The 25,501-nt window shown below is 68.9% G+C and carries 21 protein-coding genes; 8 read left to right on the forward strand and 13 right to left on the reverse strand.

Going from position 1 to position 25,501, the window contains the following annotated elements:
- Positions 1–51: 51 nt before the first annotated feature.
- On the reverse strand, positions 52–333 hold the full coding sequence (locus tag OXM58_00070; GenBank protein ID MDE0146742.1) for a GlsB/YeaQ/YmgE family stress response membrane protein: 282 nt from the start codon (positions 331–333) through the stop codon (positions 52–54).
- A gap of 173 nt (positions 334–506) precedes the next feature.
- Between OXM58_00070 and OXM58_00075 the strand changes: the two genes are divergently transcribed.
- Entirely contained in the window at positions 507–1,535 is a 1,029-nt protein-coding gene (locus OXM58_00075; GenBank protein ID MDE0146743.1) for an amino acid dehydrogenase, read from the forward strand.
- Between the two features lie 22 nt (positions 1,536–1,557).
- On the opposite strand, the gene OXM58_00080 is transcribed toward OXM58_00075, so the two are convergent.
- From OXM58_00080 to dctP, 7 genes are all read right to left on the reverse strand, one after another.
- A complete protein-coding gene (locus tag OXM58_00080; GenBank protein MDE0146744.1) occupies positions 1,558–1,974 on the reverse strand; it encodes a DUF1489 domain-containing protein in 417 nt (138 codons plus the stop codon).
- 7 nt (positions 1,975–1,981) lie between these two features.
- Positions 1,982–2,905, reverse strand: coding sequence for a hydroxymethylglutaryl-CoA lyase (locus OXM58_00085; protein MDE0146745.1), 924 nt, complete (start codon positions 2,903–2,905; stop codon positions 1,982–1,984).
- 3 nt (positions 2,906–2,908) lie between these two features.
- A complete protein-coding gene (locus tag OXM58_00090; protein ID MDE0146746.1) occupies positions 2,909–4,909 on the reverse strand; it encodes an acetyl/propionyl/methylcrotonyl-CoA carboxylase subunit alpha in 2,001 nt (666 codons plus the stop codon).
- 13 nt (positions 4,910–4,922) lie between these two features.
- A complete protein-coding gene (locus tag OXM58_00095; protein ID MDE0146747.1) occupies positions 4,923–5,726 on the reverse strand; it encodes an enoyl-CoA hydratase-related protein in 804 nt (267 codons plus the stop codon).
- A 250-nt stretch (positions 5,727–5,976) separates the two neighbouring features.
- Positions 5,977–7,299 (reverse strand): TRAP transporter large permease subunit, encoded by a 1,323-nt coding sequence (locus OXM58_00100; GenBank protein ID MDE0146748.1) that lies wholly within the window; start codon positions 7,297–7,299, stop codon positions 5,977–5,979.
- Positions 7,300–7,345: 46 nt separating this feature from the next.
- A complete protein-coding gene (locus OXM58_00105) occupies positions 7,346–7,882 on the reverse strand; it encodes a TRAP transporter small permease subunit (GenBank protein ID MDE0146749.1) in 537 nt (178 codons plus the stop codon).
- 79 nt (positions 7,883–7,961) lie between these two features.
- Positions 7,962–9,029: a TRAP transporter substrate-binding protein DctP gene (dctP, locus tag OXM58_00110; GenBank protein ID MDE0146750.1), complete on the reverse strand. Its 1,068-nt coding sequence runs from the start codon at positions 9,027–9,029 to the stop codon at positions 7,962–7,964.
- Positions 9,030–9,295: 266 nt separating this feature from the next.
- Between dctP and OXM58_00115 the strand changes: the two genes are divergently transcribed.
- Both OXM58_00115 and OXM58_00120 read left to right on the forward strand, forming a co-directional pair.
- On the forward strand, positions 9,296–10,150 hold the full coding sequence (locus OXM58_00115; GenBank protein ID MDE0146751.1) for a VOC family protein: 855 nt from the start codon (positions 9,296–9,298) through the stop codon (positions 10,148–10,150).
- Entirely contained in the window at positions 10,147–11,433 is a 1,287-nt protein-coding gene (locus OXM58_00120; GenBank protein MDE0146752.1) for an amidase, read from the forward strand. Before OXM58_00115 ends, OXM58_00120 begins: the two co-directional genes overlap by 4 nt.
- 6 nt (positions 11,434–11,439) lie before the next feature.
- On the opposite strand, the gene OXM58_00125 is transcribed toward OXM58_00120, so the two are convergent.
- Complete coding sequence (locus OXM58_00125) at positions 11,440–12,804, reverse strand: MmgE/PrpD family protein (protein ID MDE0146753.1); 1,365 nt, start codon at positions 12,802–12,804, stop codon at positions 11,440–11,442.
- Between the two features lie 77 nt (positions 12,805–12,881).
- Here OXM58_00125 and OXM58_00130 point away from each other — a divergent pair, with 77 nt between their 5' ends.
- The 4 genes from OXM58_00130 (at position 12,882) to OXM58_00145 (ending at position 19,146) form a co-directional block, all read left to right on the forward strand.
- Positions 12,882–13,553: a GntR family transcriptional regulator gene (locus OXM58_00130; GenBank protein MDE0146754.1), complete on the forward strand. Its 672-nt coding sequence runs from the start codon at positions 12,882–12,884 to the stop codon at positions 13,551–13,553.
- A gap of 133 nt (positions 13,554–13,686) precedes the next feature.
- The gene (locus tag OXM58_00135) at positions 13,687–15,789 is read left to right on the forward strand and encodes a hydantoinase/oxoprolinase family protein (protein ID MDE0146755.1); all 2,103 of its coding nucleotides are present in this window, start codon (positions 13,687–13,689) and stop codon (positions 15,787–15,789) included.
- Positions 15,790–15,791: 2 nt separating this feature from the next.
- Entirely contained in the window at positions 15,792–17,669 is a 1,878-nt protein-coding gene (locus OXM58_00140; GenBank protein MDE0146756.1) for a hydantoinase B/oxoprolinase family protein, read from the forward strand.
- A gap of 463 nt (positions 17,670–18,132) precedes the next feature.
- Positions 18,133–19,146, forward strand: a complete 1,014-nt coding sequence (locus OXM58_00145) for an isopenicillin N synthase family oxygenase (protein ID MDE0146757.1) — start codon at positions 18,133–18,135, stop codon at positions 19,144–19,146.
- Between the two features lie 191 nt (positions 19,147–19,337).
- Here OXM58_00145 and OXM58_00150 read toward each other — a convergent pair whose 3' ends face one another.
- Together OXM58_00150 and OXM58_00155 are read right to left on the reverse strand one after the other, a co-directional pair.
- Positions 19,338–19,592, reverse strand: coding sequence for a hypothetical protein (locus tag OXM58_00150; protein MDE0146758.1), 255 nt, complete (start codon positions 19,590–19,592; stop codon positions 19,338–19,340).
- A 122-nt stretch (positions 19,593–19,714) separates the two neighbouring features.
- Positions 19,715–21,322 carry a methylcrotonoyl-CoA carboxylase gene (locus OXM58_00155; GenBank protein MDE0146759.1) on the reverse strand — a complete coding sequence of 536 codons (1,608 nt, stop codon included), beginning with the start codon at positions 21,320–21,322 and terminating at the stop codon, positions 19,715–19,717.
- A 525-nt stretch (positions 21,323–21,847) separates the two neighbouring features.
- Here OXM58_00155 and OXM58_00160 point away from each other — a divergent pair.
- Positions 21,848–22,789: a terminase small subunit gene (locus OXM58_00160; protein MDE0146760.1), complete on the forward strand. Its 942-nt coding sequence runs from the start codon at positions 21,848–21,850 to the stop codon at positions 22,787–22,789.
- Positions 22,790–23,007: 218 nt separating this feature from the next.
- Here the strand turns inward: OXM58_00160 and OXM58_00165 are convergent, their stop codons facing one another.
- Positions 23,008–24,228: an MFS transporter gene (locus OXM58_00165; GenBank protein MDE0146761.1), complete on the reverse strand. Its 1,221-nt coding sequence runs from the start codon at positions 24,226–24,228 to the stop codon at positions 23,008–23,010.
- A 95-nt stretch (positions 24,229–24,323) separates the two neighbouring features.
- On the reverse strand, positions 24,324–25,457 hold the full coding sequence (locus OXM58_00170) for an acyl-CoA dehydrogenase family protein (protein MDE0146762.1): 1,134 nt from the start codon (positions 25,455–25,457) through the stop codon (positions 24,324–24,326).
- Positions 25,458–25,501 lie beyond the last annotated feature (44 nt).

Genomic DNA, 25,501 nt, shown 5'->3' on the forward strand with positions numbered 1-25,501 from the left:
CCGCGTCCAGTCTCGCCGCCCGATTGCGGGATCCCGCCCCGCGCCCCCCGGCTAGTAGCGCTGCCGCCGGACCAGACGCAGCACGACAATCAGCAACACGGCGCCGAGAAAGGCGGCAAACAGGTGTCCGATCGGCAGCGGGCCGATCTGGTACCCCTCGATGCGAATGTCGAACTGGCGGAACAGCACGATGCCGATGAAGGAGCCGGCCACGCCGACGATCATCGTGCCGACGATGCTCAGGGCCCGGACGCGCAACAGGGCGGCGGCGAGCCAGCCCGCGAACCCGCCGACAATAACGATGACCAGAATCTGGTCGACACTGCCGATCAAACGCACCATCTCCAAGGCATGAGAAGCAGCACCGTGGCGAAAAGGACCCGTTTCCGGCGCCGGACCGGCCCGCCGCCGGTTCGGGAACGGCGGCTAGCATGGCCGGACCGACATGGCTACAGGGCACCGCGCCGCCGGACATTTTTGGCGCGGAAGCCCGTTCGACCCGACCGATGACCCTGTTCGATCACCCCGAATTTTCCGGCCATGAGCAGGTGGTTTTCAGCCACGACGATGCGACCGGCCTGCGCGCGATCATCGCGATCCACAACACCAACCGCGGCCCGGCGCTCGGCGGCTGCAGGATGTGGCCCTACGCCGACGAAACGGCGGCGCTCGAAGACGCGCTGCGCCTGTCGCGCGGCATGACCTACAAGGCGGCGATGGCCGGTCTCGACCTCGGGGGCGGCAAGGCCGTGATCATCGGCGATGCCAAGACGGACAAGACGCCGGCGTTGATGAAGGCGTTTGGCCGGGCGGTCGACCGCCTGAGCCGGCGCTACATTACCGCCGAGGATGTCGGCACGACGGTAGCCGATATGGATGCGATCAAGACCGTGACCGACCATGTCGTCGGCGTGACCGGCGGCGCCGGCGATCCGTCCAATTCGACCGCGCACGGCGTCTGTATCGGCATTCTGTCGGCTGTGCGCCACAAGCTGGGCCGGGACACGCTCGACGGACTGCACGTCGCCGTCCAGGGCGTCGGACATGTCGGGCGCTTCCTGTGCGACTACCTGCACAAGGCCGGCGCCCGGCTCTCGGTTACGGATATCGACCGGGCCGCGCTGGAGCGGGCGGAACGCGATTTCGGCGCCGCCGTCGTCGGCCCGGACGAGATCTTCGGGCTCGATTGCGACCTGTTCGCCCCCTGTGCCCTCGGCGCCGTCGTCAACGACGCCACCCTGCCCCGCCTCAAATGCCCGATCGTCGCCGGATCGGCCAACAATGTGCTGGACGCAGCGAGGCACGGCGCCGCCCTGCGCCGCGCCGGCATCCTCTACGCGCCGGATTATGTCATCAACGCCGGCGGCCTGATCGACGTCGCGCGCTTTGCGCTGGGTTTCGATATCGAAGCGGCGCGGGCCAGGCTGCACCGGATCGACGGGACGCTGACGGAAATCTTCGCCCGCGCCGACGCCGAAGACCGGCCGACCGCGGATGTCGCGGACGCGATCGCCGAAGAACGCTTCATCCGGTAGCGTCCCGGCCGGCCCGGCCCGGCTACAGCAGGCCCAGGTGGCGCAATTCGGCGGCCATTTCGCGCGGCGGCTCTTCCGGCACGGCGCCGGCCGGCGCATCCGGCGGGGCGTTCATGTCTTCGAGATACCGCCAGCCCTGGTGCGGCCGGCGCGGTTGCAACTCGGTCCGGATCAATTCCGGATCGAGATGGATGCGGCAGAACCGGCCCCGTTCCGGGCTGGCGCGCCGTTCCAGCCGGACGATCCGCTGGCGCACGCGGACGAAGCCCTTGACGACCCAGTAGATCGAGCCGCCGTCGAGGATTTCCTCGGCCCGGCGCGGATGGTGGCGCGTTTCGTGAAACAGCGCGCCGGTGCGCGCAAGGCGGGTCGCCTGCCAGCGCGCCAGGGTTTCGACCGAGGCCGACCCGACGCTCAGCTTGAGCAGGTGAAGCGCCATGCTCCGGTCAGGCGGCTTTGCGGCCGGCGAAGGCCTGGGCGACCCGCGAGGCCGGCGCACGGCCGAGCCAGCCGGTGATGAAGGCGCCCGTTTCGGCCACAGCGTCGAGATCGACCCCGGTTTCCATGCCGAGGCCGTCGAGCATGTAGATCAGGTCTTCGGTCGCCAGATTGCCCGCCGCGCCCGGGGCATAGGGACAGCCGCCAAGCCCGGATACCGAGGCATCGACCGTCCGGACGCCGCGGTCCAGGCAGGCCAGCGTGTTGGCCAGGGCCTGGCCGTAGGTATCGTGGAAATGGATGCCGATGTCCGTGAGCGGAACGGCCTCGGCGACCCGGTCGATCAGGGCTGCCGCCTTCGACGGCGTGCCGACGCCGATCGTGTCGCCGAGCGCAACCCGGTAACAGCCCATCCCGTAGAGCCGGCCGCACAGATCGGCGACGATACCGGGATCGACCGCGCCCTCGTAAGGGCAGCCGAGGACGGTCGAAACATAGCCCTGGACCCTGACACCCGCCTCCGCAGCGGCGGCGCAGACCGGCCGGAAGCGCTCCAGGCTCTCTGCGATGGTGCAGTTGGTGTTGCGCTGCGAGAAGGTCTCGGAAGCCGCCGCGAACACGCCGACTTCGGTGACGCCGACGGCGGTTGCGCGCTCGAAACCCTTCATGTTCGGCGTCAGGGCCGGATAGGTCACGCCCGCGCGCCGGTCGATCCGGCGGAAGACCTCTTCGGAATCCGCCATCTGCGGCACCCATTTCGGCGAGACGAAGGCGCCGGACTCGACGGCCGGCAGGCCGGCGGCGGCCAGGCGCTCGATCAGGTCGACCTTGATATCGGCGGGCACCGTCCGGGGCTCGTTTTGCAGCCCGTCGCGCGCGCCGACTTCCTGAACCCGGACATAGCGGTCTCCGCGCCCGTTCTCAGAACCCATCGCTCAGGCCTCCTTCCGCTCGAAATCGACCAGTTGCGCGCCTTCCTCGACCTGGTCGCCGGCGCGGAAATGCACCGCGGCGACCGTGCCGTCGCCGGGCGCGACGATCGTGTGCTCCATCTTCATCGCTTCCAGCACGAGCAGCGGTTCGCCCGCCTCGACGGCGGTTGCGGCCTCCGCCATGACCCGGATCACCTTGCCGGACATCGGCGCGACCAGCCTGTCGTCGGCTTCCTCCGCCTCGGAAACCGCGGCGAGCGGGTCGTCCCGGCCGAAAACCGTGCGATGGCCGTCGATCCACACGGCGACGGTCCCGCCGTCGACATGGGCGCCGGCGACGAACCGGCGGTCCCCGACCCGCACGCGCATCCGGCCGCCGTCCTCCGCCATCGAACAGGCCATCGGGCCGGACGGCAGTTCGAGCACATAGGCGGCGCCGTCGTAGGCGACCGCTACGACATGCCCGGTCCCGTCATGCGTCAGCCGGATATCGTGGCGGCCGGTATCGTTGAGGCGCCACCCGTTGACCAGATGCCAGGGCGACCAGGGCTCGGTCGAGGTGGCCGCGGCAGCCGCGGCCCGTTCCTGCCGGTCCAGTTCGATCGCCAGCACGGCGCAGGCGAGCGCGTCTTCGGACGGCGGGGCGGCGGGCGGCCGAAGCGCGTCGCCGTGAAGCTCGACAAATCCGGTATCGAAGGTTCCCGCGGCAAATGCAGAATCGGCAATAACCCTCTGCAAATAATCGCGATTGTTCTCCAGTCCGACGATTTCGGTTTCGGCCAGCGCGCGGCCGAGCCGGCGCAGGGCGGCGGCCCTTCCGTCGGGGCTCCAGGCGATCAGCTTGGCGATCATCGGATCGTAATGCGCCGTGACGCCGTCGCCTTCCGCCACGCCGGAGTCGCAGCGGATGCCGTCGCCGTCCGGCAGCCGGAGCCGCCGGAGCGTACCGGTCCGGGGCAGGAAATCCCGGTCCGGGTCCTCGGCATACAGGCGCACCTCGACGGCGTGGCCGGTAATCGACAGGTCTTCCTGCGCCAGGGGCAGCTTTTCGCCGGCGGCAACGCGCAACTGCCATTCCACAAGGTCCTGCCCCGTGATCATCTCGGTCACCGGATGCTCGACCTGCAGGCGCGTGTTCATCTCCATGAAATGGAACGCGCCCCCGGCCCCGACGATGAACTCGACCGTGCCCGCCCCTTCGTAGCCGATGGCCTTCGCCGCATTGACGGCAGTTTTGCCCATTTCCGCCCGGCGCGCCGCCGTCATGCCCGGCGCGGGCGCTTCCTCCACCACCTTCTGGTGCCGCCGCTGGATCGAGCAGTCGCGCTCGAACAGATGGACGGCGTTGCCGTGGCGGTCGGCAAAGACCTGGATCTCGATATGGCGCGGCGACTCGACGAATTTCTCGATCAGCATGCGGTCGTCGCCGAAGGCGCCCGCCGCCTCGCGCTGCGCCGATTCGAGCGCGGCGGCGAAATCCTCCGCCCGGTCGACCCGGCGCATGCCCTTGCCGCCGCCGCCGGCCGACGCCTTGATGAGCACCGGATAGCCGATTCGGGCAGCCTGCTCGGCCAGAACGTCCGGCTCCTGGCCGGCGCCGTGATAGCCCGGCACGACCGGGACATTCGCCTTTTCCATCAAAGCCTTGGCAGCGCTTTTTGAGCCCATCGCCCAGATCGCCTCGGCCGGCGGACCGATGAACGCGATCCCGGCCGCCGCGCACGCTTCGGCGAAGCCGGCATTCTCCGAGAGGAAACCGTAGCCCGGATGGATCGCCTGGGCGCCGGTCTGCCGCGCCGCCTCGATAATCCGCTCTCCGACCAGATAGCTTTCCGCTGCCGGGGCCGGCCCGATCCGGACCGCCCGGTCCGCCTGCCGCACATGCAGGGCGCCGGCGTCGGCATCCGAATGGACCGAGACGGTTTCGACCCCGAGCCGGCGCGCCGTGCGGACGATCCGGCAGGCGATCTCCCCGCGGTTGGCGATCAGGATGCGGTCGAACATGCGGCGGCCGCCCTCAGTCCCGGGCCTGCCAGGCCGGCTTCCGCTTCTCCAGGAAGGCGCCCGCCCCTTCCCTGCCCTCGTCGCTTGCGCGGATATCGGCGATCAGGCGCGAGGTCCAGTCGATCAGGTCCCCATCGATCTCCCGGTCGCTGACCCGGAAAATCAGGTCCTTGCTCACCGCTTGCGACTTCGGCCCGCCGAGCAGCAGCAGGTCGACGAATTCCTGCCCCGCCGCCTCCAGCGCGTCCGGTTCGGCGACCGCGTGGACGAGGCCGATCTCCTCAGCGCGCGCGGCGTCGAAGACCTCGGCGGTCAGGAAATAGCGCCGCGCATGGCTCTGGCCGATCCTGCGCACGACATAGGGGCTGATGGTCGCCGGCGTCAGGCCGAGCCGCACCTCCGAAAGCGAGAATTTCGCCGCCGAACTGGCGATCGCGATGTCGCAACAGGCGACGAGGCCGAGGCCGCCGCCGAAAGCGTGGCCGTTGACCAAGCCGATGACCGGCCGGGGCAGTGTGTTCAGCCGGTTGAGCATCCGGCCGAGCCGGCCGCTGTCGGCGTAGGTCTCCTCGACCGAATAGCCGGCCGTCTCGCGCATCCAGGCGAGATCCGCCCCGGCGCAGAAGCCCTTGCCCTTTCCGGTCAGAATCACCGCCCGCACCGACTCGTCCGCGCCGACCGTCTCCACCGCTTCGGTAAGGTCGCGGATGAAGGCCGCGTTCATCGCGTTGCGGACCTCGGGCCGGTTCAGCACGATCCGCGCGACGCCGCGGCCGTCGATTTCGGCGAGGACGGTCCTGGGGCGGTCTTCGTCCATTCCTGTCTCCGGGTTCCGGCATCCGCCAGTTAACGTGCAGGCTTATACACCAAAGCCGCAAGGACGGACCAATCGGCTTGCGGCGCGTATTCGGCCCACCCGGTCATTTAGACCGCAGCGACCCCGGGTGATTCCGACGTGGGTCCAGCCCGACGCCTTGTAGAGCATGCCGGTGATCTGTGCCGAACGGCATAGGAACGGGCGGGTGTACGGGGCCGTCCGGGGCGACCGGATTTTCCCCTTGGCCGCATCAGAATCCGACGAGAACTTTTGGCAGGTAGGTTGCCGCTTCGGGCACCAGCGCCACGATCAGCAACACGATCGCCTCGAGCACCACAAATGGCGCGACGCCGCGATACATGTCGCGGTAGGTCATTTCCGGCGGGGCGATGGTGCGCAGATAGAAGACCGCCGGCGCCATCGGCGGCGTCAGATAGGCCGTCTGGATGACGATCACCACCATCACCGCGAACCAGATGCCGTCTACCCCGGCGGCCTTGAGCTGCGGCAGGAAGATCGGCAGGCAGATCAGCACGACGGTGATCCAGTCGAGCACGAAGCCCAGCAGGAAGACGATGAACAGGAACAGCGCCACCATCTGGGCCGGGCTGAGCTGCAGGTCGTCGACCAGCCCGCCGACCAGCGTCGAGCCACCGATGACGATGAAGACGCTGGAGAACATGTTGCCGCCGACGACGATCATCATCACCATGGCGGTGACGGTGAGCGTCTTGCGCAGGCTCGCCCGCAGCAGGTCGAAGCTGAATTCCCGGTAGGCGAGCGTCAGCAGGACGGCGCCGACCGAGCCGACCGCCGCCGCCTCGGTCGGCGAGGCGATGCCGGCCAGGATCGCACCCAGCACGGCGGCGACCAGCACGACGGCCGGGGCCAGGCCCGACACGGTGATCGCCAGTTTCTCGCGCAGCGGCAGCGCATAGCTCTCGGGCGGCGCCCGCGGCGCGTCCTGCGGACGCAAGGCGGCGCGAACGAAGATGTACAGGATGAACAGCACCACCATCAGCCCGCCGGGAACGATGATCCCGGCGAACAGTTCGCCGATCGAAAGCTCGGCGAGCGAGGCGTAGATGATGACGACGATCGACGGCGGGATGATCGTGCCGAGCGAGCCGCCGGCGCAGATGGTGCCGGAAATCAGCCCCTTGTTGTAACCCAGCTTCATCATGGCCGGGATCGCCATCATGCCGATCACGGCCTCGACCGCGCCGATGATCCCGGTGGCGGCGGCGAAGACGGCGCTCATCGCGATGGTGGCAATGGCGAGCCCGCCCGGCAGGAAGCCGAGCCAGATCTGCATGACGCGGAACAGCCGCTCGGCGATCGCGGAGCGCTCCAGCATCGCGCCCATGAAGATGAACAGGGGGACGGCGGCCAGCATCGAGGCGGTCGAAATCCCGAGCAGCCGGTCGAAGAAGATCGAGCCGATCGCTTCCCCGAAGGTGCCGATGCCGAACAGCAGGGCGACCGCCGCCAGGCTGAACGAGACCGGCATGCCCAGGAAGATGAAGAGGAACAGCGCCGGGAACATCAGCGCTGCGGTCAGGCCTCCGCTCATCCGCCCCTCGCCGGGCCCGATGCCGTCCCAGATGCAGTCATGGGAATCAATGGGCCTCGGACCGGTCCGGCCGGCGCACCCGGTCGGGCGCCCGGATGCCGATGCCGTGGCGGACCGCTTCGGCGACGGCCTGCAGGCAGAAGCAGACCAGCCCCAGCGCGATCCCGGCGTAGAAGGGCCAGATGACCGGGGCCCAGGGGCTCACCGGCTCCAGTTCGCCGGTCAGGAAGGCGATCGCGGCGTTCCTCGTCGCGATATACGCCAGGACGGTAAAGATCGGCAGGATGAAACCGATATAGAAGACGAGATTGAGCCCGTGCTGGATCCGCACCGGCAGCCGCGAGGACAGGAAATCGATCCGGACGTGAAGGTTCTTCGACAGGGCCAGCCCGGCGCCGAGCAGGAAGATCGTGCCGTTCAGCATGTAGGAGATGTCGTAGGACCAGACCGTCGGCGCGTGAAAGGCGTAGCGCGCGACCACCTCGTAGAACATCGCCGCCACGAGCAGGGCGATCATCGCCATGGCCAGGCCGCCGACCAGCCTGGAAAAGCCGTCGATAGCGCGGAGCAACCGGTTCAGCATGGCGTCCTGAAATACAGAAAGCGGCGCCCCGGCCAGGCGCCGCTTTCCGCAATCGGCGATTGTCCGAAGTCGGCGAAGGTTACTTCACTTCCCAGATCCGCGTGAAGGCGTTCTTCGCCCAGGTATCCTGGTAGGCTTTGTAAGACGCCCAGATTTCGGACATCCACGGCTTGCCCGCCGCCTTCGTCTCGGCAACCTTCTTTTCGATCCAGGCGCGGCCGGCGGACTGGATTTCGCTGACCAGCGCCGCTTCCATCTGGACGATCTCGTTCTTGCCCGACCGGTATTCCTTCATCGCTTTCTGGTCGGTGTCGCCCAGGCCGAGATAGGTGTTGAGCACCGTCATCTTGGCGGCTTCCTTGATCGCCATCTGGAGGTCTTTCGGCACCTTGTCGAAGGTGTCGGCCTTCAGGAACATCTCGGTCATCGTGCCGGGCTGGTGGACGCCGGGCAGAATGATGTATTTGGCGACCTTGTGATAGCCGAGCGCGAGGTTGCCGCCCGGCCCGGCATATTCGACGCCGTCGATCGCCTTGCGCTGCAGCATGCCGAAGATTTCCCCGAACGGCGTGACCGTCGGCGCGCCGTTGAAGGTCTCCTTCAGGATGGCCGCCCAGGCGCCGGTCGTGCGGTGCTTGTAGCCGGCGAGATCCTTGCGCGTGCGCACGGGCTTGTGCGAATGGGCGAAGATTTCCGTGGTACCCTGGCCGGAATAGAAGCCCGCCAGGCCCATATGCTTGCGGCGGAAATCCTCATACATCTTCTGGCCGCCGCCGTTGAAGAACCAGTGCATGAACGGCTCGGGGCCCATGCCGCCGGGGAAACCGGAGAACAGGGCGTTGGTCGGATCCTTGTTGACCAGGAAACCGGCATAGCTCCAGCCCATGTCGACCGTGCCGTTCTGGACCGCGTCGTAGACCTTGAACGGGTGGGCGAGCACGCCGGCGCCGTAGGGCGTGATTTCGACCTTGCCGCCGGTGTAGAGCTTGACGCGTTCCGTGAAGCCTTCGACGAACAGCTTGAAGACATAGCTGTTCTTCGGCGCAATGGTCGCCATTTTCCACTTGAAGTCGGCCGCGCCTGCCGTGCCGGCGCTGGCGACCGTTATCGCGGCCGCGACAAGCAGCCATTTTCCGAACCGAGTCATTCCTGTTCTCTCCTCTACGTCGTCTGACCGCGCGTTGCCGGCGCACCGCGTTCGATGGCCATGGGCCATATGGTATGCAATTCGGGCGATGCTGCGCAATGCGCCATTTCCGTGCGCCGGCGCTAGATTCCGCAATAATCGCGGGAATTCGGCCTCTGCGGACCTCCCGAGCCGGTCCGGCAACGGCACCCGCTGTTGGCGACCCGGCATTTCGTATACCATCCGTGCCGATCCGCCCTGCGAACAGAAACGAAAGTCCGCCCGCAATGATCCCCGGACTGGACCATATCGGCATCGTCGGCGCCGACCTCGAGGCGATGGAAGCGGCTTACGCCCGGCTCGGTTTCACGGTGGCGCCGCGTTGCGAACTGGTGGCGCTCGCCGAGGACGGCAGCGCGACGCCGCTCGGCCAGGTCAACAGCCATCTGGTGTTCGGCCGGACCTATGTCGAATTGACCGCGGTCGAAGGCGATCTCGAGACCCACCATCTGCGCGACGCCATTGCACGCTACTACGGCTTCCACATCGTCGTGCTGACGGCGGACGATGCGGACGCGGCCCGCAGCCGGCTCACCGAAAGCGGAATCGACGCGCCGCCGACGGCGCTGGCCGGCCGCGAGGTGCGCTATCCGGGCGGGCGCGGCATGGCCGGCTTCCGCTGGTTCCGGGTGCCGGATGCCGACCTGCCCGAAGCCTTCGTCTGCTATGTCGAACAGCTGACCCCGGACCTGGTGTTCGACGCGTCGCTGAACGATCACCCCAACGGCGCGCGGGAATTGCAGGACATCCTGATTTGCGCGGACGATCCGGCCGCGGCCGCCGCCCGCTTCGCCAGGGCTTCCGGCGCGGCCGTTTCCGGGGCGCCGGACGGGCCGGGCGTCGACCTGGCGGTCGGCCGGGCGCGTTTCCTCGACACCGAGGCGCTGCAGCGGGTCTTTCCCGGCGTCATGCCGCCGGCTTTGCCCTGGGCCGCCGGCTTTACCGTAAGCTGCCCGGATTTCGCGGCGACCCAGCGCTTCTTTCGCGATTCGGACCTGCCCTGGCACGGCGGCGCCGACCGGCTGTGGCTCGCACCGGACCATGCCTGCGGCGCCATCGTCGCCTTCGCCCCGCCGGAATGATGCAGCCCTGGGAACTGACCGCGGCTGCGGCGGCGGACGCGATCGCCGCCGGAAACCTGACCAGCGAAGCGCTGGTGCGCGCCTGCCTCGACCGGATCGCCGAACGGGAAGCGACGGTGCAGGCCTGGGCCTGGCTCGACCCGGACGCCGCCATCGCCGAGGCGCGCCGGCGCGACGCCGAACCGCCCCGCGGCCCGCTGCACGGCGTGCCCGTCGGCATCAAGGACATGATCGACACCGGCGACATGCCGACGGAGTACAACTCGCCGCTCTATCCGGGCCACCGGCCGGCGCGGGACGCCGCCTGCGTCTCCATCCTGCGCAGCGCGGGGCTGGTCGTGCTGGGCAAGGTGGCGACGGTCGAATTCGCCTCGCTCGGCCGCACCGCGCCGACGCGCAATCCGCTCGATCCGGGGCACACCCCCGGCGGCTCGTCGAGCGGGTCGGGCGCGGCGGTGGGCGCCGGCATGGCGCCGCTGGCGCTCGGCACCCAGACCGGCGGATCGGTGATCCGGCCGGCCTCGTTCTGCGGCGTGTTCGGGATGAAGCCGAGTTACGGCCTCATCGGCACCGAGGGCATCAAGGTCTACGCCCAGTCGCTCGACACCATCGGCTACATGGCCCGGTCGGCGGAAGACCTGACGCGGCTGTCGCTCGTGCTCGGGGTCGTGGAGGAAATGCCTGAGCCGGCCGCGCTGCCGGCGCTGCGCATCGGCGTCTGCCGGACGCCGCACCGGGCCGAGGCGGCGCCGGAAACCCGGGAAGCGATCGACCGGGCCGCCAATCGCCTTGCCGAGGCCGGCGCGGCGATCGAGGCCGTGGCCGATCCGCCCGCCTTCGACGGCCTGACCGAGGCCCAGGACCGGATCATGCACTGGGAGGGCCGCGGCGCCTATCGCGCGGAATATCTCGCGCAGCCGGCGCTCCTGCATCCGGCCTTCCGTGACGAGGTGGAAAACGCCAAGGGCCGGACGATTCCGCAGATCAACGAAGCCTACGACCGCATGGCCGTTGCGCGCATCGAGTTCGCCGCGGCGTTCGCGGGCTATGACGCCTGGCTGACGCCGGCGGTCATCGGCGAGGCGCCGGCCGGGCTCGAATCGACCGGGGAGGCCCTGTTCAACCGGATGTGGACCGCGCTGCACGGCCCCTGCATCACGATCCCGGCCCATCGCGGCCCGAACGGCCTGCCGGTCGGGGTGCAGATCGTCTCGCCGCGACTCAGCGACGCCGGCCTGCTCGCGGTTGCCGAAGCGATATCGCCCGTTCTGGCGGACCGATAGCTGCGTTCAACCGCGCGACGTCACCACCGGCAGGGCGTCGCAGGACGGCAGATTCGCAATGTCGTGCAGCAGGCCGAACAGGGCCGCCGCCGCCGCGGGCTCCAGTTGCCGCGACGCGCAGTCCATGAACTTGGCCTTCAGCTCGTCCGTCGTCATCGGGTTCTCGGCATGGCCGCGCCAGCGGGTCACTTCCCGGCTCGATACCGTGCTGCCGTCCTTGAGGTCGAGATGGACGATGTCGGCCCGCGCGCCGGAGGCGTAGACCGGATCGTCGTCCGGGCCGATCACCGGCTCGACGCGCGCCATCAAGGCCTGGACGTCCGGCCGCTGCACGAACGAATCCTCCAGCTGGTCGAAGCCGAGGGCGCCGGCGATCAGGCCGGCGGCGGCCGTGAACTCGGCGCTGAATTTCGCCTCCAGCCCGGTTTGCGGCTTGCGGAACGGCATCACCCGGGCATGACGTTCGCTCAGGCAGTAGCGGATCCGCTCGATCTGGCCGACGTCGATCCCGGTCTCGTGCAGCTGGATCGCGCAATCCGCACCGCGCTGGGCGGCGCCGACGATCGGGTAGCGCTTGACGTTCAGCCGTTCCGCGACGATGCCCCAGTCCCGGCCGAGCCGGTCGGCCGGGCGGGTCACGTCGGCGTCCCGCTCCGGCGACAGGCCGAGCAGATAGCCGTCTTCGCCGTCCAGCGCATGGGGACCGGCCTCGACCCCGGCCATCGCCAGCCGCACCGCCGACAGGCCGGCCTGGGCCGCGCGGCCGCCCTGATAGGGTTTGGCCATGGTGCCGAAATTCGCCATCACGCCGCCGCCATGGGCGACGCACAGGCCGATCGCGTTGCGCACCGTGTCGCCGTCCAGCCCGTGCAGGCTGGCCGCCGCGGCCGCCGCGCCGAAGGCGCCGAACACCGCCGTCGGGTGCCAGCCGCGGTCGTACAGGTGCCCCGGCTCGCGCTTCATGATCTCGCGCCAGACCTCGTAGCCGACGACATAGGCGCGGACCATGCCGGCGCCGGTTGCGCCGACATGCTCGCCCTCCGCGAGGATCGCCGGCACCAGCACCGCGCTGACATGGTTGGAATAGGCATAGTCGTCGTAATCGAGGGCGTGGGCGGTCGCCGCGCCGACCAGCGCGGCGTCAGGCGCGCCCGCCCGTCGCCCGCCCAGCGCAACCCGCGCCTCCGGGTTGCCGCCGCGCGCCGCGACTGCCGCCGAAAGCGTTGAAAATACCGGTTCCGAGAGGCCGGCAATCATCACCCCGACCGTGTCGCAGAAACCGGTGCGCACCACGTCCTCGGCTCCGTCCGGCAGGGTGTGGGCGTCCGCATCGGCAATGAATGAGACCAGACTCTCGGTTAGCGCGCCCACCTCGCCTCCTTTATTCGCGGAACCATGTTGTATACCATTTGGCGACGATAGCCGGAAAACCGGTGCCTGAACATCGAATGACAGCAACCGAAGACACCTCGACAGCGCATCAGAAGGCGTATGAACGGATTCACGAGCTGATCCTGACCGGCAGGATCGCGCCGGGAGAGCGCCTGCGCGAACGCAATCTCGGCGCTCTGCTGGGACTCAGCCGCACGCCGGTGCGCGAGGCTTTGCGGCGCCTCAGCTCGGAAGGCACCGTCCGGTTCGAACCCAACCGCGGGGTCTATGTCGAGGAAATCGACCGGGGCGAACTGCTGGAAATTTTCGATATCGGCGCGGCGCTGGAAAGCCGCTGCGCCCGGCTGGCGGCGCGCAAGATCGGCGGCGAAGCGCTCGATGTGCTCCAGGACTGCCTCGACGGCATGACAGGGCTGGCCGCCCGGTCGGAGCGCAATCCGGGCCCGGACTATGTCAAGCTGGACAAGCGCTTCCACTCGACGATCGTGGCGGCGACCGGCAACCGGAAGCTCCAGGCGCTGGTCGAGCATGTCGTCAGCCTGCCGGTATTGTCCTCCGCCTTCCGCCAGTACGGGCCGGAGGACTTCCGGCGCAGCGTCCGCCAGCATGGCGAAATCCTCGAAGCCATCCGGTCGGGCGACGAAGCCTGGGCGGAGGTCGCCATGCGCAACCACATCCTGACCGGACGGAACGCCGTCGTGAAACAGGACGCAACGGCCGGGGACTGAGACCGGCGATGTCCGGGGACGGCCGGCGCGGCGCGCGCGAATGCTTTGACCTGAAAGGCGAAGCCCCTATTCTGGTATACCATCCGGCTGCGGCGGCGCTTGCCGCGGCGGCGCGAACCCGACCGGAGGCGGCGTGTACCAGATCGGCATCGATGTCGGCGGCACCTTTACCGATTTCGTCCTGCACAACGACGAAACCGGCGAAACGTCGATCCACAAACTGCCGTCGACGCCCGACGACCCGTCCCGCGCCGCCGTCGCCGGAATCGAGGCCCTGAGCGCGCGGGAGGGGTTCGATCCGGCGCACCTGAACCGGGTGGTCCACGGCACGACCATCGCGACCAACATCATCCTGCAGCGCACCGGCGCCCGGGTCGGGCTGATCACGACCGAGGGGTTCCGGGATATTCTGCATATCGGGCGCAAGAAGCGGCCACTCAATTTTTCGAACTACCAGGACGTACCGCGCCAGACCGCGCCGCTGGTGCCGCGCCGGCTCCGGCTTACCGTTCCCGAGCGGATTCGCGCGCCGGACGGCGCGGTCGAAATCCCGCTCGATGAGGAGGCGGCGCGGCGCGCCCTGCGCACGCTCGCCGGGGAGGGGGTCGATGCGATCGCGGTCGCCTTCCTGTTCGCCTTCCTCAATCCCGATCACGAGAACCGCGTCCGCGAACTGGCGGAGGAGGAGTGCCCGGACGTCTTCGTCACCTGCAGCCACGAGGTCTCGCCGCTCCACCGCGAATACGAGCGGTTTTCGACCACGGCGCTGAACGCCTATGTCGGGCCGGCGACAGCGACCTACACCGCCCGCTTCAGCGAAGCGCTGAACGGTCTTGGCATCCGGTCCGATCTTCGCCTGATGACGTCGGCGGGCGGCGTCATCGGTTCGCGCATCGCCGCGCAACGACCGGTCGCGCTGCTCGCCTCGGGGCCGGTCGGCGCGCTGATCGAGGGCATCGCGATCGGCCGGTCGATCGGCCATCCCGGCGTCATTACGCTCGATGTCGGCGGCACGTCCGCCGACGTCGGGGTCGCGCGCGACGGGGCGATGCATCTGAAGCATGTGCTCGACACCCGGATCGGCGATTACGACGCCATGGTGCCGATGGTCGACGTCAACAGCATCGGCGCGGGCGGCGGCTCCATCGCTTTCGTCGACGAGGCCGGCATGTTCCAGGTCGGCCCGCGCAGCGCCGGCGCGCTGCCCGGACCGGCCTGCTACGGCCACGGCGGCGCGGAGCCGACGGTGACGGACGCCCTGGTCTGCCTCGGCTGGTTCCGCCCGGAAACCCTCGAAAGCTCGGGCATCGCCATCGACCCGGCGCTGGCCGAGCGCGCGGTCCGAGGCACGATCGCGGAGCCGCTCGGCCTTTCCCTCGAAGATGCGGCGCTGGGCATCTACCGGATCGCCTGCCGGCACATGATCGACGCGATCCGGCTGGGCAGTGTTTCCAAGGGCTACGATCCGCGCGATTTCGTGCTGGTCGCGTTCGGCGGGGCCGGCGCCGCCTTCGCCGCCGAGATCGCCCGCGAGCTCGGCATTCCCAGGGCGGTCGTCCCGCCTCACCCCGGCGTCGGCGCCGCCGCCGGCCTGCTCAGCACCGATATCCGCTACGACTATATGACGAGTCACTGGGCGGACCTTGCGGACGCCGACCTGACGGCCGTTGCGGACAAATACCGCACGATGGCCGCCCAGGCGCGCCGGGAACTGGCCAGGGACGGTTTCGCGGACGAGGCGGTGACCGTCGCCTTCCACGCCGATTGCCGCTACCGGGGCCAGGGCTACGAACTCGGCGTCGAGGCGCCGGCCGACTTCGGGAACGGCTGGAAAGGCACCGTGGCCGAAGCCTTTCATCACGCGCATGAGCGCCACTATCTGCGCCGTTTCGCCGAGGCACCGGTACAGCTGGTCAACCTGCGGGCGACCGGGATCGGCCGGGTTCCGGCGACCGGAAACGGCAATTCCCCCAGCAGCGCGCCCTTGAACACCGGGGCAAGCGACGGGGCCGTTGCCGAAGCCGCCCGGATCGCGACCCGGGCGGCGGTCTTCCCCGCCGGCGACGGCTGGGTCCGGGCAGAGGCCGCCGTCTACCGGCGCGAAGGGCTGGCGCCCGGTGCCGTGCTGGAGGGCCCGGCCATCGTCGAGCAGGAAGACACCACCATCGTCGTACCGCCTAAATACCGCGCAATTCCGGACGCGCACGGCCATCTGACGATCGAGGAAGGGCGCTGACCGTGGACGCCAAGTCGCCGGCCGAACGGCCCGATCTCGAATCCCTGCGCCGCGAGGCGGCGAGCACGGCCGCCCCGCCGCCGGCCGGGCGCTACTGGCAACCGGCCGCGGTCGATCCCGTGCTGCTCCAGGTCATAGGCGGCGCCCTGAAGACGACAGCATCGGAAATGGCGGAACTGCTGTTCCGCATGGCCTATTCGTCGATCATGCGCGAATCCCAGGATATCGGCGCCGGCATTCTCGACCGCTTCGGCCGCCAGCTCTGCGAAAGCGATTCGACGCCGATGCATTGCGGCTCGCTGCCGGCCTATGTCAGGGGCATCGAGAGGAAGCATGCCGGCAGCTACCGGCCGGGCGACATCATCCTGCACAACCACCCCTATTTCGGCGCGTCCCACGCGCCGGATTACGGCGTCCTGATCCCGATCTTTTTCCAGGATATCCACGTCGGCTTCGCCGGCTGCACGGGCCACATGGTCGATATCGGCGGCGCCCATCCGGGATTTTCGGTCGACGTGCCGGATGTCTACGCCGAGGGCAAGCTGATCAACGCCGCCAAGATCTACCGCGAGGGCGAACGCAACGACGCGCTCTGGGACCACATCATCGAGAATGTCCGCACGCCGGAGGCCAATGCCGGCGATATCGAGGCGATGATCGCCTGCTGCCGCCTCGGCGTCCGGCGCTTTACCGAACTGCTCGAACGCTACGGCCTCGATACCGTGATGAGCGCCTGCGAGTCCTGGCTCGACTATGCCGAGACGCGCATGCGGCGGCGGATCCGCGACATTCCCGACGGCGTCTACGAAGCGCCGGGCGGCTGGCTGGAGGACGACGGCAAGAATTTCGGCGTGCCGCTGCCCATTGCGACCCGGGTCGTCGTCGACGGCGAAGACATCTACGTCGATCTTTCCGGCTCGTCGCCGGAGGTCGAGACGGGCTTCAACTGCCCCTTCGAAGGCAGCGTGCTCCCGACGGTCAATTTCGCCATCCGGACGCTGCTGCTCGACGAGGCCGGCGACGGGGCGGACGTGCCGCAGAACGACGGCATCTTCCGGCCCGTAAAGGTCTATGCGCCGGAGGGCAGCATCTTCAATCCGCGCTTCCCGCGCGGCTGCGAGGCCCGCTTCGCCCAGATCAACCGCATTCCCGACCAGATCCTCCAGGCCTTCGCCGCCGCCATGCCGACCCGGGTGACGGCCGGCAACTCGGCCAGCGTCAGCGCCATCGCCTATGCCGGCGGCAGGCTCGACGACCCGTCGCAATACTGGGTGCTGATCGAGGTCAACGAGGGGTCCTACGGCGCGCGCTGGGGCAAGGACGGCATCGACGCCATCGACAATCTGATGGCCAACACGCGCAACAACCCGATCGAGGAGATGGAGCTGAGCGCGCCGGTGGTCTGTGAGCGCTATGAGCTGCGGGGCGAGGCGCCTGCGGCCGGCCGCTGGCGCGGCGGCCTCGGCTCGGTGAAACGCTGGCGCTTCCTGGCGCCGACTTCGATCGGATCGACCGGCGATCACCGCTCCGGCGATCCGCCCTGCGGCCTGTTCGGCGGCGCGGACGGGCGGCCAGGCGCCATGATTCACAACCCGGGCGGCGCCGACGAAGCCGATCTGCCGGCCAAGGTCAGCGGCTACCGGCTGGGCGCCGGCGACACGCTGGAGATCGTCGGCATCTGCGGCGCCGGAATGGGCGATCCGCTGGAACGCGATCCGGCCACAGTGGCGGACGATGTCGCCAACGGGCTGGTCGATTGCGCCGAAGCCGGAGCGATCTACGGCGTTGCTGTCGGCGCAGACGGAACCCTGGACCGGCCGGCCACCGAACGCCTCCGCCGGCAGCGGCGCAGCGCTTCCGACGAAACCGCAGAAACCTGAGTCCCGCTGGGCGCCTGCCCGCCGGCAACGCCATGATGCGGGATGCAGTTGTGCCGGAGCCGAAGACCGCCGAACTGCGTATGGCTCAACTCCTCGCCGGCGGGCGGGGTGGCGCTCCCGCAGCGACAGAGCCCGCACCCGGCGCCAGTCCAGGCCGGCGAACAGGGCCTCGAACTGGGCATGGTCCAGGTGCATTATGCCGTCGCGCACCGCCGGCGTCGCGGCGTCGAGGCGGACCGTTACCCTGTCCAGAACCACGTCCAGGCGCGCGCCGGTCGGACCGGGGTCGCGGGGGCTCCGCTCGCCAGACCGATGCGAGTTCGCCCGGATTCCCGAACGGAGTGCCTCGAGGCCGCTTGCCCGGCGATCCCGTGTTGCGCTAGGTGCGTTGCACGGCGCCGGACGGCGGGCCGGATGCTCGCGCCCGAGGGACGCGCTGAAGATTCGCCGAGGGGTGCATCGCATGGCCGGAACGCGCCACCCGGAAGAGGTCGGTCTCGTGCCGACGATCGACATCGGCCCGTTCACTGCCGGGGAGGCGCGCGCACGGGCGGGAGTCGTCGGCGCGGTTCGCGCCGCCTGCGAAGACATCGGCTTCTTCGTGATGACCGGTCATGGCTTCCCCGAGGAGCTGGCGACGCGGATCTACGATGCATCGCGGGCGTTCTTCGACTTGCCGGCCGAGGAGAAGAGCGCGGTCGGCGAGACCGGCCCGGTCCTGGGCGGACTGATGCATTTCGCGTTCGGCGAGGAAGCGCTGGCGGCGACCCTCGGCAAGGCGGCCATTGGGGATCTCAAGGAGACGCTGGACTACGGCCCCGGCTTCTTCGGCGACCGGTGGCCCTCCGACCCGCCGGACCTGGAACCCTCCTGGCGCGCGTACTACGAGGCGATGTCGGGCCTTGCGGCAACGGTGAGGCGTATCTTCGCCGCCGCACTCGGGCTGGACCCGGACTACTTCGAGGACAGGTTCCAGGGCCACCTCTCCTCGTTGCGGGTTATCGACTACCCGGAGCCCCTGGCGCCGCCGGCGCCGGGGCAGCTGCGCGCCGGCGCACATTCGGATTACGGCGTGCTGACGATCCTTCGCACCGAAGACGCACCCGGCGGTCTTCAGGTGCGGACGCGCGACGGACTCTGGAACGGCGTGCCGCACATCCCCGGTGCGTTCGTGGTCAACATCGGCGACGCCATGATGCGCTGGACCAACGACCGCTGGATCTCCACCCAGCACCGCGTGGTGAACCCGCCTCCGGTTCCCGGCCAGCCGACCCGGCGCCAGTCGATCGCCTACTTCCACAACCTGCCGCGCGACACCGTGATCGAGTGCCTGCCGCCATTTCGCGAGGCGGGCGTTGCGCCAAGGTATCCGCCGATCACCTACGGCGAGTACGCCGAACTCCGTTACCGCCAGGCCCACGGGGACGACAAGCAATTGAAGCAGCCGGGTGCGATACAGGATGCGAGCGTCGGGTGAAGGCCTCAGCATGCGCAGCGCCATGGCGCCGTCGGTTGGCCTTGCTGCGGCGCTTCACGGGCCGCGGCCGGTTAGGCGACGGCGGCGGCCCTGCCGCCTCGCCGATCATCGGCAGCCCCTCGCCGACCGGCAGGCCGCCGCTGGCATAGGAGTGGCGCAGGGATGGTCGAGCCCGAACGGGGAAGTCCCGGTTACGGAATCAGTTTGATGGCGGCGACGATCAATCCGCCGATGACGGCGGTCCAACTCAACGTCCACACTTTGACACTGGCGATTTCGGCTCTGAGATCGGCCTTTGTGATGTCCAGATCGGTCTTTGCAGCCAGCTCGCCACGCCCCGCTTCCGCCGCAGCGTGCAATTGCGCCGCAGCCGCCTTGGCCTGCTTCGGCGTGAATCCGGCAGTCTCAAGCGCCGTGGCGGCGGTCAGGGTATCGAAAATCGCCATCCGCAAGATATAGAACCAGCGGGAACGAAGCCGCAGCACTTTTCGGTTCCGGCCTGGTGCGGCTGCCGGCGGTTCGCGAGAGACCGCCGGCGCCATACGACCTTGCCTGCCGGACCCGCGCCCTACATCCGGAACACGCCGAAGCGCGTGTCTTCGACCGGCGCGTTCAGGGCGGCGGAGAGCGCCAGCGCCAGCGTCATCCGCGTATCGGCCGGATCGATCACCCCGTCGTCCCAGAGCCGCGCCGAGGCGTAATAGGGATGGCCCTGGCGCTCGTACTGTTCGCGGATCGGCGCCTTGAAGGCGTCCTCCTCCTCGTCGGTCCAGGCGCCGCCGCCGGCCTCGATGGCGTCGCGCCGGATGGTCGAGAGCACGCTCGCCGCCTGCTCGCCGCCCATGATCGAGATGCGCCCGTTCGGCCACATCCAGAGGAACCGGGGCGAATAGGCCCGGCCGCACATGCCGTAATTGCCTGCGCCGTAGCTGCCGCCGACGATCAGGGTGAATTTCGGCACCTTCGTCGTCGCGACCGCGGTCACCATCTTGGCGCCGTCCTTGGCGATTCCGCCGGCCTCGTATTTCTTTCCGACCATGAAGCCGGCGATATTCTGCAGGAAAATCAGGGGGATGCCGCGCTGGCTGCACAGTTCGATGAAATGCGCGGCCTTCAACGCCTCCTCGGAATAGAGGATACCGTTGTTGGCGACGATACCGGCCGGATAGCCCCAGATCCGGGCGAAACCGCAGACCAGCTGCGTGCCGTAGAGCTGCTTGAATTCGTCGAGGTCGCTGCCGTCGACGATCCGGGCGATGACCTCGCGTATCTCGTAGGGTTTCTTCACGTCGTCCGGGATCAGGCCATACAGCTCCTCAGGATCGTAGAGCGGCTCGGCGGGCGCGCCGAGCGTCGTCGTCAGCGGCTTGGGCATGTTCAGGTCGGCCACGATGCGCCGCGCCATGGCGAGCGCATGATGGTCGTCGAGCGCGTAATAGTCGGTGACGCCGGAGGTCCGGGAATGGACGTCGGCGCCGCCCAGCTCCTCGGCGCTGACGACCTCGCCGGTCGCCGCCTTGACCAGCGGCGGCCCGCCGAGAAAGATCGTGCCCTGCTCCTTCACGATGATGGCCTGGTCCGACATTGCCGGCTGGTACGCGCCGCCCGCGGTGCAGGAGCCCATGACCACCGCGATCTGCGGGATGCCGAGCGCCGACATGTTGGCCTGGTTGTAGAAGATGCGCCCGAAATGGTCGCGGTCGGGAAAGACCTCGTCCTGGGTCGGCAGGTTGCCGCCGCCGGAATCGACCAGATAGAGGCAGGGCAGCCGGTTCTGGATCGCGATCTCCTGGGCCCGGACATGCTTCTTGACCGTGATCGGGTGATAGCTGCCGCCCTTCACCGTGGCGTCGTTGCAGACGATGACGCATTCCCGGCCCGAGACCCGGCCGATCCCGGTGACGATCCCGGCCGACGGCACGTCGCCGCCATACATGCCGTGGGCGGCGAGCTGGCTGAATTCCAGAAACGGCGAGCCGGGATCGGTCAGGGTGCGCACCCGGTCCCGCGGCAGGAGCTTGCCGCGCGCCAGGTGGCGCTCGCGGGCGCGCTCCGGCCCGCCCCGCTTGACCGCGGCCACGGTCTCGCGCAGGTCGGCGACCAGCGCCCGGTTGTGCGCGTCGTTCGCGCGGAACTGCGCGGTTCGGGTGTTGAGGTTGGAACGGATAACCGCCACGGCGCCGGCCCGGCCAGAAGAAGACGGCCCGTTTTAGAACAGCTCCCCCGCCGGCGGTAGCGGCGAATGCGGACGATCCTTCAAGACGGGCCTTCAAGACGGGCCTTCGAGACGGGCCTTCGAGACGGGCGTTTCGCCGTCACCCGCCCTTCTTTCACCGTCGTCCCGACCCAAACGTCCCCAACCCATTGTCCCGGCCGGCCGTCCCCCTCATCGTCATCCCGACCGAAGCGGCCGTCGCCGCCCTTCCCAACCCGTCATCCCGGCCGGGCTCCCCTCCCCGTCATCCCGACCGAGCGGAGCGAGCGGAGGGATCCCGGCTCGAACTCAACGAACGGAACCCCGAGGTCTGCGACGGGATTCCTCCCCTTCGACTTCGCTCAGGGCAGGCTACTACGCGGACTGGCGTCCGCTCCGGTCGGAATGACGGATGGGGTTTGTCGGGGCAGAGGAAAAATTGTTGATTATCATGTTTTTTTCCTATATCTTCAAAAGGAACATTTATCGAACATAAGGAAGCCCGCCATGTCCCGGCCCTTGTCCGACAACCCGGCCGAAACCGCGCCGAAGTCTCCGCCCGCGCCGCCCCCTGCGCCGCCCCTCACCCTGCGCCATGAGGAGTTCTGCCGCCACTATGCCGCGACCGGCAACGCCGCCGGGGCGGCGCGGGATGCCGGCTATGCCGCGGGCTCGGCGCGTCAGACCGGGCACGACCTGCTGGAGCGGCCGGCGGTGGCCGCACGGGTGCGCGCCATCCGGCAGGCCTGGCGGGCGGTCGAACGCGAAGAGGCGCAGATCCTGCTCGGCCGGCTCGAGCAGGCCTGGGACGCGGCGGTCGAGAAGGGCTCGGCGTCGCTCATGCTTAGGGTCATCAGGTTGCAGGCCGAACTGTCCGGCCTCGACCGGCGCAGCGCCCAGCGGCGCGCCGGCCTGTGGCCCCTGCCCGGAGAGGAGGCGGGAGAGCAGGCGGGAGAACCGGCGGAAGAGAGGCCGGTTGACGGGGCCGAAGGCCCCATCGCCGAGGCGGTGCGCCGGGGCCGGCACCGGACCGAGCGGGCCCTCGCCGCCCACCGGGCGAGCCGCAGGGCGCTGGAGCGGCACACGGATTTCGACGAGGCGGCCTGGCTGGCGACGGCCCAGCGCCTGCACGCCACCGTCGAGGAGCGCCGGCCCCGCACTCCGGTTCGGATGGACCGCAGGCCGGCGCCCGCGATGACGAATCCTGACAATTCCTTACACGGGGCCGTACACGGGGCCGCGGACGCGCCGATGCCGGACAGCGCACCGGGCGGCCCGCCCCCGACAAATCCTGACATATCCTTACACCGGGCCGGCCTGCTGCCGGCGGCGGCGGAGGACCGCGCCCGCGGGCCGGCCGGCGTACCCGTCGCGCCCGACAGGCCGTTCTTCCCGTTCTTCACTGACGCGGACAGGGACCGGACCATGACGGAACATGACGAATCCTGACATATCCTGACACCCGCACGACTCTCTCCCCCGTCATTTCGACCGAACGAAGTGAGTGGAGAAATCTTTCCGGTTCAGCGCTTCGGACGTTGCACCGCGCCGGAACGATATCTCCGCTCCGCCCCGGCCCCTTCGAATTCGCTCAGGGCAGGCTCCGGGCCGGGGCTCCGGTCGATATGACGGAGCAGGGAACGGAGGGCGGGGCGCACAGCACCCCCTTACGCCTTCGCGGCGGCCTCGCGCTGGGACAGCATCATGAGCCAGACGGTGGCGGCGAGCACGATCAGCAGCAGCGGCAACGTGCCGATCGCCAGGTTCTGCCAGCCGTAAAGCTGCAGGGTCACGCCGGAGAAGAAGGTCGCCGTGGCGACGAAGCCGAACACCAGGAATTCGTTGAGCGCCTGGGTCTTGGCGCGCTCGGCGAGCGTGTAGGTCTCGGTCAGCAGGGTCGTCGCGCCGGTGTAGAGGAAGTTCCAGCCGACGCCGAGCAGCAGCAGCGCGACCAGGAAATTCTCGAACGCGATGTCGGCCATCGCGATGGCGAGGCAGGCGACGTTGAGCAGCCCGCCGGCCAGCATGATGCGCTGGGGGCCGTAGCGCTTGATGAGATGGCCGGTGAAGAAGGCGGGGACATACATGCCCAGCACGTGCCACTGGATGACATGGGTCGCCTCGCCGAAGGTCAGGCCGCACATCTCCATCGCCTTGGGCGTCACCGACATCAGCAGCACCATGACGCCGTAGCCGATCACGCCGCCGGCGACGGCGAGCATGAATTTCGGCTGGCGGGCGATCTCGGCGAGCGGCCGGCCGCCGCGCAGGGCCATTCTGGGCGGCCGGGGGATCTGCACGGTGAGCAGGATCAGCATGATCGTCGCCTGGATGCAGACGACGCCGACATAGGCTCCGGCGTAGGTCACCGGCGCCAGCCAGTCGACCGAATAGCGCGCCAGGGTCGGGCCGACGATCGCCGCGACAACGCCGCCGGCCAGGACCAGCGAAATCGCCCGGCTGCGGAACGAATCCGGCACCACTTCCGCCGCCGCGAAGCGGTAGTACCACTGGAAGCCGGTGGCGAAGCCGACCACCAGGCTGGCGACGCAGAACAGGGCAAAGCTGCCCTCGTAGACCGCCAGCAGGGACAGGCCGGCGCCGATCGTCATGGCGGTCACGGCCAGCAGGAAGCCGTTGCGCCGGCCGATCCGCGCCATGATGAAGGACGCGGGAATGGTAAAGAAGGCCGAGGCGTACCACTGGATCGCGATGGGCAGCGCGAGCAGCGCCTTGTTCTCCGCCAGGCTGGCCCCGACCAGCGCCGACACCGTGATCAGCAGCATCATCGACGTGCTGGTCAGCGCCCAGCAGACGAACAGCAGGGCGATGTTGCGCTTATAATGCGGAAAGTCGGCGGCGCCGGAAGCGGCGGGCGGTGCGGACAAGGCGCGCTCCGGACGGAAACGGGGACCGGCCTCGCTCTAACATGGACGGCCCGGCCGCGCCATGCGGCCCGCGCAACCGGGCTGTGCTCTTTCGACTACTCCGCCGCGATCGCCCGGCTGATGATCATCTTCTGGACGTCGCTGGTGCCTTCGTAGATCTTGCAGACCCGGACGTCGCGCCAGATGCGCTCGACCGGGAAATCCTGCAGATAGCCGTAGCCGCCGTGGACCTGGATGGCGTCGGAGCAGACACGTTCTGCCATTTCGCTGGCGAACAGCTTGGCCATGGCGGCTTCCTTGAGGCAGGGCCGGCCGGCGTCCTTCAGCCGCGCCACGTTGAGCGCCATCTGGTGCGCCGCCTCGATCTGCGTCGCCATGTCGGCGAGGCGGAAGGCGACCGCCTGATGCTCGACGATCGGCTTGCCGAACGAGACCCGCTCCCTGGCATAGGCGACGGCGTGCTCATAGGCCGCCCGGGCCATGCCGGTCGCCTGCGCCGCGACGCCGATGCGGCCGGCCTCCAGGTTGGCGAGCGCGATCCGGTAGCCCTCGCCCTCCTGTCCGACCAGCAGGTCCGGCGTCGCCTCCATGTCCTCGAGGATCAGTGCGCAGGTGTCGGACGAGCGCTGGCCGAGCTTCTCCTCCTTGCGCACGACCTTGTAGCCCGGCGTGTCGGTTGGCACGATGAAGGCGCTGATGCCGCGCTTGCCGGCCGCCGGATCGGTGACGGCGAACATCAGGTTGATATCGGCCGTCGCGCCCGAACTGATGAACTGCTTGGCGCCGTTCAGGACGTATTTGTTGCCCCGCTTCTCGGCGCGGGTCTTGAGGTTCGAGGCGTCGGAGCCGGCCTGGGGCTCGGTGAGCGAGAAGGCCGCGTTGATCTCGCCGCGGGCCAGCGGCTTCAGGAAGCGCTCCTTCTGCTCGGTCGAGCCGTAGCCGAAGAGCGCGGCGGCGACCGGCGAATTGTTGACGCTCATGACGGTCGAGACGCCGCCGTCGCCGCCCGCGATCTCCTCCATTGCCAGAACGTAGGCGACCGTATCGGCGCCCGCCCCGCCCCACTCCTCCGGGATCGTCATGCCCATGAAGCCGAGCGCGCCCATCTCGGCGAGCAATCCGCGCGGCGTCTCGCCGGTGCGGTCGCGCTCGGCCGCCGTCGGCGCCAGCCGCTCCTGCGCGAACTGCCGGGCGGTGTCCCGGATCATGATCTGGTCGTCGGTCAGCATGGTCGGCTTCGATATCGGTTCATTGGGGCGGCCGTCCTTCGAGA

It is taken from the genome of Rhodospirillaceae bacterium (assembly GCA_028819475.1).
In the GTDB taxonomy this organism is placed as follows: Bacteria; Pseudomonadota; Alphaproteobacteria; order Bin65; family Bin65; genus Bin65.

Coding starts and splice junctions, on each gene's coding strand:
- OXM58_00075 (MDE0146743.1), top strand. CDS start 507: ATGACCCTGTTCGATCACCCCGAATTTTCCGGCCATGAGCAGGTGGTT.
- OXM58_00080 (MDE0146744.1), bottom strand. CDS start 1,974: ATGGCGCTTCACCTGCTCAAGCTGAGCGTCGGGTCGGCCTCGGTCGAA.
- OXM58_00085 (MDE0146745.1), bottom strand. CDS start 2,905: ATGGGTTCTGAGAACGGGCGCGGAGACCGCTATGTCCGGGTTCAGGAA.
- OXM58_00090 (MDE0146746.1), bottom strand. CDS start 4,909: ATGTTCGACCGCATCCTGATCGCCAACCGCGGGGAGATCGCCTGCCGG.
- OXM58_00095 (MDE0146747.1), bottom strand. CDS start 5,726: ATGGACGAAGACCGCCCCAGGACCGTCCTCGCCGAAATCGACGGCCGC.
- OXM58_00100 (MDE0146748.1), bottom strand. CDS start 7,299: ATGAGCGGAGGCCTGACCGCAGCGCTGATGTTCCCGGCGCTGTTCCTC.
- OXM58_00105 (MDE0146749.1), bottom strand. CDS start 7,882: ATGCTGAACCGGTTGCTCCGCGCTATCGACGGCTTTTCCAGGCTGGTC.
- dctP (MDE0146750.1), bottom strand. CDS start 9,029: ATGACTCGGTTCGGAAAATGGCTGCTTGTCGCGGCCGCGATAACGGTC.
- OXM58_00115 (MDE0146751.1), top strand. CDS start 9,296: ATGATCCCCGGACTGGACCATATCGGCATCGTCGGCGCCGACCTCGAG.
- OXM58_00120 (MDE0146752.1), top strand. CDS start 10,147: ATGATGCAGCCCTGGGAACTGACCGCGGCTGCGGCGGCGGACGCGATC.
- OXM58_00130 (MDE0146754.1), top strand. CDS start 12,882: ATGACAGCAACCGAAGACACCTCGACAGCGCATCAGAAGGCGTATGAA.
- OXM58_00145 (MDE0146757.1), top strand. CDS start 18,133: ATGGCCGGAACGCGCCACCCGGAAGAGGTCGGTCTCGTGCCGACGATC.
- OXM58_00150 (MDE0146758.1), bottom strand. CDS start 19,592: ATGGCGATTTTCGATACCCTGACCGCCGCCACGGCGCTTGAGACTGCC.
- OXM58_00160 (MDE0146760.1), top strand. CDS start 21,848: ATGTCCCGGCCCTTGTCCGACAACCCGGCCGAAACCGCGCCGAAGTCT.
- OXM58_00170 (MDE0146762.1), bottom strand. CDS start 25,457: ATGCTGACCGACGACCAGATCATGATCCGGGACACCGCCCGGCAGTTC.